The organism is Paenarthrobacter sp. NPDC092416 (assembly GCF_044755025.1).
Classification (GTDB): Bacteria; Actinomycetota; Actinomycetes; order Actinomycetales; family Micrococcaceae; genus Arthrobacter.
Map to the genome: position 1 here is coordinate 385560 of NZ_JBIVQG010000001.1, position 11879 is coordinate 397438.

Annotated in this window: 9 protein-coding genes; 5 read left to right on the forward strand and 4 right to left on the reverse strand. The window is 64.1% G+C overall.

Annotation, left to right across the window (positions count from 1 at the left end):
• Positions 1–45 precede the first annotated feature (45 nt).
• On the reverse strand, positions 46–1221 hold the full coding sequence (locus ACIQC5_RS01645; protein ID WP_400277964.1) for an acyl-CoA dehydrogenase family protein: 1176 nt from the start codon (positions 1219–1221) through the stop codon (positions 46–48).
• A gap of 124 nt (positions 1222–1345) precedes the next feature.
• Here ACIQC5_RS01645 and ACIQC5_RS01650 point away from each other — a divergent pair, with 124 nt between their 5' ends.
• A complete protein-coding gene (locus tag ACIQC5_RS01650) occupies positions 1346–2683 on the forward strand; it encodes a glycosyltransferase 87 family protein (RefSeq protein WP_400277965.1) in 1338 nt (445 codons plus the stop codon).
• A gap of 107 nt (positions 2684–2790) precedes the next feature.
• Here ACIQC5_RS01650 and ACIQC5_RS01655 read toward each other — a convergent pair whose 3' ends face one another.
• The 3 genes from ACIQC5_RS01655 to ACIQC5_RS01665 are packed head-to-tail and all read right to left on the reverse strand — an operon-like array spanning position 2791 to position 6205.
• Positions 2791–4317, reverse strand: a complete 1527-nt coding sequence (locus ACIQC5_RS01655) for an APC family permease (RefSeq protein WP_400277966.1) — start codon at positions 4315–4317, stop codon at positions 2791–2793.
• Positions 4314–5522: a glutathionylspermidine synthase family protein gene (locus ACIQC5_RS01660; RefSeq protein ID WP_400277968.1), complete on the reverse strand. Its 1209-nt coding sequence runs from the start codon at positions 5520–5522 to the stop codon at positions 4314–4316. The genes ACIQC5_RS01655 and ACIQC5_RS01660 overlap by 4 nt, the downstream gene beginning before the upstream one ends.
• Positions 5523–5524: 2 nt before the next feature.
• Entirely contained in the window at positions 5525–6205 is a 681-nt protein-coding gene (locus ACIQC5_RS01665; protein WP_400277969.1) for a Tat pathway signal protein, read from the reverse strand.
• Positions 6206–6357: 152 nt separating this feature from the next.
• Here ACIQC5_RS01665 and ACIQC5_RS01670 point away from each other — a divergent pair, with 152 nt between their 5' ends.
• The 4 genes from ACIQC5_RS01670 to ACIQC5_RS01685 all read left to right on the forward strand — a co-directional run bounded on the left by ACIQC5_RS01670 (position 6358) and on the right by ACIQC5_RS01685 (position 11812).
• Positions 6358–7920 carry an ATP-binding protein gene (locus ACIQC5_RS01670; RefSeq protein ID WP_400278674.1) on the forward strand — a complete coding sequence of 521 codons (1563 nt, stop codon included), beginning with the start codon at positions 6358–6360 and terminating at the stop codon, positions 7918–7920.
• On the forward strand, positions 7917–8591 hold the full coding sequence (locus ACIQC5_RS01675; protein WP_400277971.1) for a response regulator: 675 nt from the start codon (positions 7917–7919) through the stop codon (positions 8589–8591). Before ACIQC5_RS01670 ends, ACIQC5_RS01675 begins: the two co-directional genes overlap by 4 nt.
• A gap of 9 nt (positions 8592–8600) precedes the next feature.
• The gene (locus ACIQC5_RS01680) at positions 8601–9257 is read left to right on the forward strand and encodes an MOSC domain-containing protein (protein WP_400277973.1); all 657 of its coding nucleotides are present in this window, start codon (positions 8601–8603) and stop codon (positions 9255–9257) included.
• A gap of 389 nt (positions 9258–9646) precedes the next feature.
• Positions 9647–11812, forward strand: coding sequence for a DEAD/DEAH box helicase (locus tag ACIQC5_RS01685; protein ID WP_400277974.1), 2166 nt, complete (start codon positions 9647–9649; stop codon positions 11810–11812).
• Positions 11813–11879 lie beyond the last annotated feature (67 nt).

Consider the following 11879-nt stretch of genomic DNA (forward strand, 5'->3'; position numbering starts at 1 on the left):
TAGCCTTAGCCTGGGGCTGGACCGGCTAACGGGCCAGCCCACAATTCAGCCCCGAAACGCCCCGATCCCCGTGATGTGCTGCCCCAGGATCAAGGTGTGCACCTCGTCGGTGCCCTCGTAGGTTCGGACGGATTCCAGGTTGTTGGCGTGACGCAGGGGTGGGTAATCCAGCGTCACGCCGTTGCCGCCCAGGATGGTCCGGGCCTCGCGGGCGATCTTGATGGCTTCGCGCACGTTGTTCAGTTTGCCCAGGGAGATCTGCTGAGGCTGCAGGTGCCCGGCGTCTTTCAGCCGACCCAAATGCAGGGCCAGCATGGTGCCCTTCTGAATTTCGACGAGCATGTTCACGAGCTTTTCCTGGGTGAGCTGGTAGCCGGCCAATGGGCGGCCGAACTGGAGCCGGGTTCCCGCGTACTCCAGGGCAGCTTCATAGGAATCCCGGGCGGCGCCCATGGCTCCCCACGCGATGCCGTAGCGGGCCTCGTTAAGGCAGGAAAACGGACCGCGAAGGCCCATGGCACCCGGGAGGATTGCCTCCAAACCCAGCTGCACGCCGTCGAACGTTATGTCGCACTGGACCGAAGCGCGCATGGAGAGCTTCGGCTCAATGGGCGTGGCGGTGACGCCGGCTGTTCCGGCGGGGACGAGGAAGCCGCGGATACCGTCCTCGGTGTTGGCCCAGACCACCATGACGTCGGCGATCGACGCGAGGCCGATCCACCGCTTGGAGCCGTTCAGCACCCAGCCGTCGGCGGTTTGGCGGGCGAAGGTGGTCATCGACGACGGGTCCGAGCCCGCCGTCGGCTCTGTCAACGCGAAGCAGCCGATCAACTCCCCGGCGGCCATCCGCGGCAGCCATTGTTCCTTCTGCGCCTCAGAACCCCATTTGTGGATGGCCGTCATGGCGAGCGATCCCTGCACGGAGACGAACGTGCGGATGCCGGAGTCCCCGGCTTCCAATTCCATGGCCGCCAAACCATATTCGACGGCGGACCGGCCGGGACAGCCGTATCCCTCCAGATGCATTCCCAGGACGCCGAGCTCGCCCAACTCCGGGACGATCTCGCGGGGAAACACCGCATTCTCGTACCAGCGGGCGATATTGGGCCGGATCCGCTGGGTGGTGTAGTCACGGACCTTCTCCCTCAGAGCCAGTTCTTCGGCGCTGAGCAGGGAATCGAGGGCAAGAACATCGGAGGTGTTCGTCGTTGAATCGCTCATTCCAGCATCCTAGGTGGCCGACCCCACTTTCCTTCCTGGGACTGCCCGAGGATCGCTTAAGTAGGATGTAGCCCGGGGGAAGTTTCGTTCCTCCTCGACATTATCCAAATTTGGGGGATACGGAATGGCATTGCCACGCGTCGATCTACGGGCTTCGGCGGACGCCGCCACACCCGTTAAAGCCTCTTCGAAAGCAGCCCAGGCCCTACGTTGGCTCCCGCTGGCCGCCGTCGTATGGCCGGTCTGGCTCTTGCTGACGGACTGGGCCAAGCAGGGGCTCGACTTCAGCGTGTACTGGTTCGGCGGGAGCATCCTGAACAATGCAGGGGGCGCGGCCTCGGATCTCTACGGCGCCAGTGTTGCCTGGGCCGGCGGCCCACAGCTTCCCTTTACCTACCCGCCCTTCGCGGCCCTTGTCTTCGGCGGGCTGGCCCGTTTGCCCCAACCTGTAGCACTCATGCTGTTCAACCTCGCCGGGGTGGCAGTAGCTGCTTGGGTAGCAGCCACGATCGTGAAGTATTGGTCGTCCAAGTCCACTTGGCGCGCGGCGTTGGCAACAGGGCTCAGCCGCTGGATAGCTGTTGCATTGTTCCTGGCCGTCCTTTTCCTGGGACCTTGGCGCGAAACCCTGGCGTTCGGCCAGATCAACATCCTGCTCATGGGCCTGATGGCCATCGACTTGCTGGGTGGACTCTCCAAGCGCAAGAGCGGCAGCGGCTTCCTGGTGGGCATCGCAGCGGGGATCAAACTGACGCCACTCGTCTTTGGGCTGTATTTCCTGATGCGAAAAGACTGGCGTGGACTTGCCAACATGGCCATCGGCTTCGCCGGTACAGTGCTGCTGGGCTGGCTGTTGCGGCCTGCTGAGTCCTTGCAGTTCTGGCTGGAAATCCTGCCGGACACGTCCCGGATTGGTGGCGCCGGGTATGTTGACAATCTTTCGATCAAGGGCGCGTTGCTGCACTTCGGAGTTCCGCAGGACTCAGTCACACTGCCATGGCTCGCACTCAGCCTGGCCACGGTAGTCCTGGCAGCCTTCCTCATCCGCGCGGCCAGCGCCCAGGGCGCCCGCGTCAATGCGATGTCGACGACGGCACTTGCCATGCTGCTCATCAGCCCGGTTTCGTGGTCCCACCACTGGGTCTGGATGGTGGTGGTCCTGCCGGCGTTTGCCTGGACCATCAAGGAAACTCCCGCGCGCTACAAGGCGCAGAGAATCGGGATGTGTGCAGTCCTGGCCGTTTCCACGCTCGTGTTCTTCTATTCGCCGAAAACCATCGGCACCGCCCTCGGTGCCGCCGACTTGAACGTCCAGACACCGGGGCTGTGGATCATGGCCTCCAGCGCCGGTGTGTTCTGCGCCGTGATGATCATGGTCTGCTGGCTTGTGGCCCTGCGAAGGAGTGCTGTCCCGGATGACATTCCGTCCCGCCTCCGCCAGCGGGCAATGGCCCGGCGCTAACGTTCCTTCCCAGTTACCTCCTGAGGAAAACGCGGAAGGGCCGGAAACGCCCCGGGTTGCGGGTGGTTCGGGTCCTGCCAGAAGGAGTAACCGGGAAGGAACGCAGGCTACTCGCCGCGCACAATTCCCGCATCGGCGCGTTCGCCGGTGAAGTACGCCCGGGTTGACGGGGCGAAGCGGCACACGATGGCCAGCACTACGCCGAGTGCCAGCAGGAGGACGCCGCTCACGAACGCCCCACCGACACCCCAGATCTGCGTGTCACCGTAGGCCGGATCCCACATTTGCACCGCCGAGATGAAGAACGCTGCGGTCAGTGATACAGCCCCCAGCAATGGAAGGATGCCCCGGAACCACAGGTTGCGGGCGGACCCACGAAGCGTGGAGCGGAAGAACCACACGCAAGCGAAGCCGGTCAGCGCGTAGTAGAACGCGATGAACAGGCTGATGGCGCTGATGGAGTCCGCCAGCAAGTCCTCGCTAAGGAAGCTCATGGCCACGTAGTACACCACCGCAGCGATGCCCATGATCTGCGTGGAGAACCCCGGGGTCTGGAAGCGCTCATGGACCTTGCCGAACCGGGCCGGGAGCGCACCATGGACACCCATGGACAGGGTCCCGCGCGCCGTCGGCAAAATGGTGGTCTGGGTGGAGGACAACACGGAGGCCAGCACAGCCACTACGATCAGCCAGCCCCACGGACCCAGCACGACGTCCTTCATGGCAAGGAAGACATCGGCCTCGTTGGATTCGTTGCCCAGCCCGATGCCCTCGGTGCCGATCGTCGCGTACATCATGACCAGCAAGGCCACTGAGACGTAGATCGCCACAAGCACGAAAGCGGAGATCACGGCTCCCCGGCCCGGGGTCTGGGCCGGATTCTCGGTTTCCTCATTCAGCGCCAGGCAGGTGTCCCAGCCCCAGTAAATGAACAGGGCCAGCAGCACACCATGAACCACAGCACCAGGATCGGCAAACGCACCCGCCGGGTTGAACCATTCGACGTCGAACGCCTGGCCTTCCGGTGCGCCGCCCGCGATCCGCACAATGATGGCCACTGCGAAGATGCCCAGCGAGATGTATTGGATGTACGTCAGCGTGCGCTGGACGTGTTCGCCCAAACGGATGCCGCGGTGGTTCACGTACGTCATGAAGGCGATGAAAAGAACTCCCGTGGCGGTCACCAGCCAGGTGTTGTCGGCCAGGGAACCGTCGCCGATCAGAAGCCACAGGTACTTTCCGGCGACCTGGGCGAGGTTGGCCAGCACCACGATTCCCGCGAGTGCCACACCCCAGCCGCCCAGCCAACCAGCCCACGGGCCGAACGCTTTCCGAGCCCAAATGAACGTGGTGCCACAGTCCGGCATGGCGCTGTTGAGCTCGCGGAAGGCGTAGGCGATGAACAGGACGGGGATGAATCCGAGGACCAGGATCAGCGGGGTGTAGTTTCCGTTGACGGCCACGATGAGGCCCAGCGTAGCCGCCAGTGAATAGACGGGTGCGGTGGATGCCAGGCCCAGCATGACGGAGTCGCCAAGGTCAAGGATCCCGGCGTGGAGGCCCTTGGAGGGCACGCTGCCATCGCCTGCGCCGCCCGCGGGGCCGCCTCCCGGCGTCGACGTTTCAGTGCTCATAGTGCTGCTCCATATGAAGTAGTGGCGGGCGCGCTGTGGGGCGCCGGGGCGTCAATGGTGTTGGGCACGAAACGGCAGAAGTAGTCCGTGATGGGTCCATCCGATTCCCGGATGCCGCAGCCTACCGATTCACCGTCCACCACCCACAATCCAAGGACCGGATGGTTGCCGTCGAAGTCCGGCAGCGCATGGTACTGCTGGAAGCACCAGCCCTCGCGGCCGTAGCCTCCCGGCTGTTCGATCTCTATGCCCGGGGCGTGGATGCGGATGTTGTCGCCCTCGCGTCCATGGAGCGGCTTGGCCACCCATTCCTTGAGCGGACCGGGATCTCCGAGGTAGGCCGGAAGCAGGTTCTCGTGGCCCGGATACAAGTGCCACAGGGCAGCCAGCAGAGCTTTGTTGGACAGCAGCATCTTCCACGCCGGCTCCACCCACCGCGGATTGTGGGCACGCTGCAGGAGGCGGTGACCGAACGGCTCCTTCATCATGAGCTCCCACGGGTACAGCTTGAACATGGTGCTGATCATGAAGTTGTCCAGGTCCACGAACCTGTTCAGGTTGGGGTCCCACCCGATGTCCGACATGTTGATGCCGATGGTGGTCCACCCGCCTTGGCTGGCGACGTCCCGCATGTACGCCGCCGTCATCCAATCCTCGCCGGATTCCTCCGCTTCCGAGTGCGCGACGTGCAGGGTGCTCATACCGGTCCGGTACTGCAGTTTCTTCCACTGCCGAATCAGGGCTTCATGGATGCCGTTCCACTGGTCCTTCTCCGGGAAGACGTCCTGCAGCCAGAACCACTGCGCAACGGAAGCCTCGATCAGGCCCGTGGGGGTGTCTGCGTTGTATTCCAACATCTTGGCCGGGCCACCCCTGCCGTCGTAGACAAAGTCGAAGCGGCCATAGATGTCCATGTCGCCGGCCTGCAACGACTCGCCGGCCAGCTCCAGTGCTTGCTGTCCAATGCCGATCCCGCCCATGGCACCCGTTGCCAGGTACTTGGCGGCTTCCAAGCACATGAGGTGCATGTCCTCGGCCGTCTTTTCGAGGGTCTCGACCTCGTCCATGGTGAATTGGTAGTACGCCGATTCGTGCCAGTATTCGATTTTGCGGCCGTCGGGCATGGTGGTGGTGGAAAATACCAGGCCCTGTTCTTCGATCTTTTGCTTCCAGTCCGGCCGGGGCGCGGAGGGCAGTCGCTGCACGCCTAGCCCCCCGAGCTTCCGCCGCTTTTGGAGCTGCTGCCGAAGCCGCCGCGGCTCACGGTGCCGCCCTTGGTGCTGTAGCCGGTGGACGTTTTCGCTCCTTGCGGGACTGTCTTGGTGTAGCTCGGGTAAGCACTGCGGTTTTGTCCGACGGCGGGCACGCTGGCGCCCCGGGAGTAGAAATACCAGGCGTAGATGGCCGAGCTTCGGCCGTCCGAACTGCTGTTGTTGCACTGCGTATCGTCAACGCGCTCGCCGGTTTCCTCGTTGAAACACACCTGGGCGTAGTCGGCTTCGGCTTCGTTGCTGGCAACCACCGCGGTAATCGTCCCTGCCAGCAGGGCTGTTACGCCCAAGCCCACGACGACGGTGCGGCGCTGCGAACGCTTCTTGCGGGCCGCTGCATGGGCTGCTTCCCGTTCGCGCTCCTTCTCGAACGGGTCCACCACAGGGAGGGGGCCGCTGCTCGGCTTGCCGGGGCCAGATGCACCGGATGACCCTCCGGGCTGCTTCCCACCGGGCTGTTCGCCACCGGCAGGGGTGATCAGTTCAGGGTGCAGCTCCGGCTTGGGCACCTGCCACGGGGGAGGCTTGGGCAAGTTTTTTTCCGGGCCAGGCCCGTTGTTGCCGTCGCCCCCAGTGCCGCCGCTGCCGGCGCCATCCGGGCTGTCTTTCGGGTCCATGAATATCCCCCTGGATAGACCGTTGAATTGTCCGGCGCCACGCCGGACCAGAATGCTGAAAGCAAGCCTAGTCCTTGCGTCCCCAACAGGCACTGATCATGGCCAACACCGGGGAGAACTGCCCATTGGCCAAAGCATGGAAGGATGGAGCCATGGCGGGCCCGGAGGTACAAAGCAACGGCGCCGACGGCGTTCTGCTGCGGCTTCCCCACGTACGTGGCATCGGCCGGGGACGACTTGTCACCGGGCTGGTGTTGGCCCTGCTGTTGCCACCCGCTGTCGAAGTCCTTGTTACGGTGCTGGGCTTCCGCAACTTTGCCATGATCATGTTGCTCCAGCTGGCGGTGGCCGTGGCGATCGCCGCCATCGGTGGTTTGTGGCCCGCGGTGGTGGCTGCCGTGCTGGGCAGCTTCCTGCTCAACTATTTCTCCGCTGAGCCGGTGGGGTCGTTGTCCATTGCAGATCCCACGACCCTCTTCACGCTGGTGGTTTTCCTCGCTGTTGCCTGCGGCGTGGCGCTCGCCGTGGGGCTGGCCACCCGGCGCGCCCAGGAAGCGGCACGGTCCGAGGCGGAGGCAACGGCGCTCAGTGAATTGGCCCTGCGGATCCTCAGCTCGGACGGTAGCCTGGAATCGTTCCTTGAGAAGGTTCGCGGGAACCTCGGCATGGAATCCGTGACTCTGCTGGGGACCCAAGGTCCAGGGACCGCGGGCAATCCCGCCCCAAACGCCGCTCCGGGATCCCACCCCACCTGGCGCGTCCTTGCCAGTGCCGGCCCCAATCCGCCGGTGACGCACGCGGCCGCCGACCACGCCGCCGTCGTCGATCCCTTTTACACGCTGCTGTTGCGTGGCGGGCCGTTGACGACGCAGCACCAGCGGCTTCTCGCCGCATTCGGAGCTTTCGTGGTGGCCGTGAGGGAACGGCAGCAGCTGGTCAAGAGCCGCCGGGATAACCTTCGGCTCTCCGAGGGCAACAAGATGCGCACCTCCATCCTTCGTGCGGTGTCCCACGACCTCCGGACCCCGTTGGCCGGAATCAAGCTGGCGGTCAGCAGCCTGAGGCAAGAGGAAGTCCAGTTCCCGCCCGAGGTGGAGCGCGAGTTGCTGGAGACGATCGAGAATTACGCGGATCGCCTGGACCATCTGGTGGACAACCTGCTGGATATGTCCCGCATCACCGCTGATGCCGTCAATCCGCTGCTCGCCGGCATCAGCTGGACGGAAGTTCTGCCGGAAGCCTTGCGTGGCGTCGCGCGGGAGCGACTCCGCAACGAGCTTCCCGCAAACCTTCCGGCCGTTCAGGCCGACGCCGGGATGCTGGAGCGCGTGGTGGCCAATATCGTGGAGAACGCGCTGAAATACGCTCCGGACTCCGACGTCGTTCTCACGGCGCGGGCCGGTGCGGGCATCACGGCAGGCGGGACTCCGGCCAGCGAACTTCGCGTTGTGGATCACGGCAGGGGAGTGAGTCCAGCGGAGGTGCTGGAGATGTTCAGACCCTTCCAACGACTCGGAGATTCACCTGCTCCCGGCACCAAGGTCAGCGGTGGGATCGGGCTCGGACTCGCAGTGGCCAAGGGGTTTACCGAGGCAATGGGCGGGACTCTCGCGGCGGAGCCGACTCCGGGCGGTGGGTTGACCATGGTGGTCACCCTGCCGCTGTGGACTGGTCACGGCGAGGATCCTCTCGGAATCGAAGGCGGGCTGGCGTGACCCTCGTTTTGATCGTTGAGGACGAAGCCCAGATTGCGCGGGCCATGCAGATCACCCTCCAGGCGCACGGCTACCAGGCCCTGACGGTGGGAAACGGTGCCGACGCCCTCAAAGCCGCCGCCCAACAGCCGGTGAGCATCGTTGTGCTTGACCTGGGGCTGCCGGACATGGACGGGGTGGAGATCATCCGCCGCATCCGCGGTTGGAGCAGCATGCCCATCATCGTTTTGTCCGCCCGCCACGCCTCGGAGGACAAAGTGGAAGCGCTCGACGCCGGTGCGGACGACTATGTGACCAAGCCGTTCGGTTTGGACGAGCTGCTTGCGCGGTTGCGGGTTGCCTCGCGTCGCGTCGTCACCGAGCACGAGGAACCCACGCTCGCCACGGCGGACTTCATGGTGGACCTGGCCGGTAAGAAGATCGTGAAGGACGGGTCCGAGGTCCGGCTGACACCCACCGAGTGGAACATCCTGGAATTGCTGGTGCGGAACAAAGGCAAGCTCGTCAGCCAGCAGCAGATCCTCACCCAGGTCTGGGGTCAGGCCTACGCCAAGGAAACCCAATACCTGCGCGTTTATATTGCCCAACTGCGGCGCAAACTGGAGCGCGATCCCGCCGAGCCCAGACACCTTCATACGGAGGCGGGCATGGGTTACCGCTTCGATCCGTAGACTGTTGCCATGAACACCGCATCCCTGATTGCCGTCTGCCGCGTTCACCAGTTGCTCGATGATCCGGAAGGCAGCGTGGGCGTCACTGCAATCGACAAACGCCCCGTGGAAGGTCCCGTCAAGATCCACAAGCTCGGGGTGCACGGCGACGTCCAGGCGAGCCGTATCCACCACGGCGGGGAAGACCAAGCGATCTATGCGTATTCGCAGGAAGATGCCGACTACTGGTCTGCCGAGCTTCAGCGCGAATTGCCGCCGGGAACGTTTGGCGAGAACTTCCGGGTGTCCGGGATTGAAACCACGGGAGCCGTGATCGGTGAGCGGTGGAAGATTGGCCTTGACGTGGAGGTTGAAGTGACCTCTCCACGCGTACCCTGTGCCACCTTCCAGCGGGTGATGGGGGAGCCTCAGTGGGTCAAGCGCTTCACCGAAGCGGGCCGGGTGGGCACGTATTTGCGGGTGGTCAAGACAGGCTCCGTCTCTGCCGGTGACCATGTACACCGCTTGTTCGTGCCCAAACACGGCATCACGGTGGGCCAATGGTTCAGTGAGCCGACGCCGGACATGGTCCAGACCCTGCTCGACGCCGAGGCCGATGGCGAGCTTCGGTTGCAGGAGGACTACCACCGCGAATTTGAGAAGGTCCTGCGCCGTAACGGCCTCTAGTTCCGGCCCCCAAGCGCCCCTGGTGTGGGCAAGCTCACCGCCGTCGTCGACAGTTGTGTCACCAGGGCGCTAATCTGTGCCCTACAATTGAACTATCCCCCACTCCGGAATTCCCTTTCTCCTGCCCAATTTTTGAGGCAGGACTGGTAAGTGTTGGGGCCCGCAAAATGTGTGCGGGCATTTTCATAGGGAGAGCCGGCTAAAGAAAACGCTGTACAGACTGCTGGGATAGCAGCCAAGAGATGCAGCGGGAAGTCCTGCCATGGGATTGCGACAGCGCCGGACTTCTTGCGAGCAGCAGGGCACCATGCCCCGTTCTTCGCAACGTGTACTGCGGCCAAGCCCAACCGGGCCGCGCCGACTGCCCTATGGATGAGGAATTTCCCCCTATGACCGAGAATCTCAACGAAAACTTCGACGCCCCGAACGCCGAGTCTGCTGAAGCAGCCCCCCTTGCTGAAGTAGCAGAGACCAGCGCCCCCGCCGAAGCGCCGGCAACCGCCGCCGTCGAGACCCCTGCAGCAGAGTCTGCAGCCCCCGCCTTCACCGAAGCTCCTGCTCCCAAGGCAGAAGAAGAGGAAGAAGAAGGCGTCCGCTTCGTCGATCTCGGCATCGACGGACGCGTTCTGGCCGCCCTGCAGGATGTCGGCTACGAAAAGCCGTCCCCCATCCAGGCAGCCACCATCCCGCTGCTGCTTGAAGGCCGCGACGTCGTAGGCCTGGCCCAGACCGGTACCGGCAAGACCGCAGCTTTCGCTGTTCCGGCCCTGTCCCGCCTTGCTGAACTCCACGACCTCAACGGCCCGTCCCGCAAGACCCAGGCCCTGGTCCTGGCTCCGACGCGTGAGCTCGCCCTCCAGGTTGCCGAGGCATTCACCTCCTACGCCAAGCACATTGACGACTTCACGGTGCTCCCCGTTTACGGTGGTTCCGCATATGGCCCGCAGCTCGCCGGCCTTCGCCGCGGTGCACAGGTTGTTGTTGGTACCCCCGGCCGCGTGATCGACCACATCGCCAAGGGTTCCCTGGACCTGTCCGAGCTTCAGTACCTGGTCCTCGACGAAGCTGACGAAATGCTGCGCATGGGCTTTGCCGATGACGTCGAGCAGATCTTCCAGCAGACTCCGGAAACCCGCCAGGTTGCGCTGTTCTCTGCCACCATGCCGGGCCAGATCCGCCGCATGTCCAAGCAGTACCTGAACAACCCGGCTGAAATTTCGGTGAAGTCCAAGACCACCACCGGAGCCAACACCAAGCAGCGCTACCTGCAGGTCATGGGCCCGCACAAGCTGGATGCGCTGACCCGCATCCTTGAAGTTGAAGACTTCGACGGCGTCATCGCCTTCGTGCGCACCAAGATGGCTACCGAGGACCTGGCTGACAAGCTGAAGGCCCGTGGTTTCCAGGCTGCCGCCATCAACGGCGACATCCCGCAGCAGCAGCGCGAACGCACTGTCGACGCGCTGAAGGAAGGCCGCATCGACATCCTGGTTGCTACCGACGTCGCAGCCCGTGGTCTTGACGTTGAGCGCATCAGCCACGTCATCAACTACGACATCCCGCACGACACCGAGTCCTACGTGCACCGCATTGGCCGCACGGGCCGTGCAGGCCGTTCAGGTGACGCCATCCTGTTCATGACGCCGCGCGAGAAGTACCTGCTGCGTTCCATCGAGAAGGCCACCCGCCAGCCGGTGGAGCAGATGCACCTGCCCACGGCCGAGACCGTGAACACGCTGCGCCTGGGCAAGTTCGCCGAGCGCATCACCGAGACCCTCGAGTCCGAGGATGTTGCAGCGTTCCGCGATCTCATCTCCTCCTACGAGGAAGAGCACAACGTGCCGGCCTCGGAGATCGCTGCTGCACTGGCCGTCATGGCCCAGGGTGGACAGCCCTTGCTGGTCAAGGAACTGCCTGCAGCTCCTGAATACCAGAAGCGCGAGCGCTCCAAGGACGGCTTCGGCTCCCGTGGCCCGACCCGTGCGCTCACCGAGGGCAACGCCACGTACCGGATCGCGGTTGGACGCCGTCAGCGCGTCATGCCGGGCTCGATCGTTGGCGCCATTGCCAACGAAGGTGGCATCTCCTCGGCACAGATCGGCGGCATCGACATCCGCTCGGACCACTCCCTGGTGGAGCTCCCGGCAGACCTCAGCCCCGAGCAGTTGCGTGCACTGTCCCGCACCCGTATCGGTGGCGAACTGATCCACCTCGAGCTGGACAACGGCCGCAAGCCCAACAGCGAGCGTGGCAGCTACCAGGGCGGTGGACGCGGTGGCTACGGTGACCGCGAAAACCGTGGTGGTGGAAACTTCAAGGGCACCGGTGGCTTCAAGAAGGACTTCCGTAAGTCCGAAGGCGGCGAGCGTACCTCCGCTGACCGTGGTGGCCGCTCCTACAGCGACCGCTCCGAGCGCACCGCAGGCAGCTTCGGCGACCGCGATCGCGGCCAGGCCAGCGGCTCCCGCTTCGGTGGCCACGGTGATGGCGCCCGCAAGCCCCGCAGTGGCGGCGAAGGCGGACACCGCGATTTCAACCGCAAGGGCAAGTGGTAAACACTAAGTAGTTCCCGTCAGGGGCCGGCTTTCGAGCCGGCCCCTGATGTGTTTAAGGCCATGGACC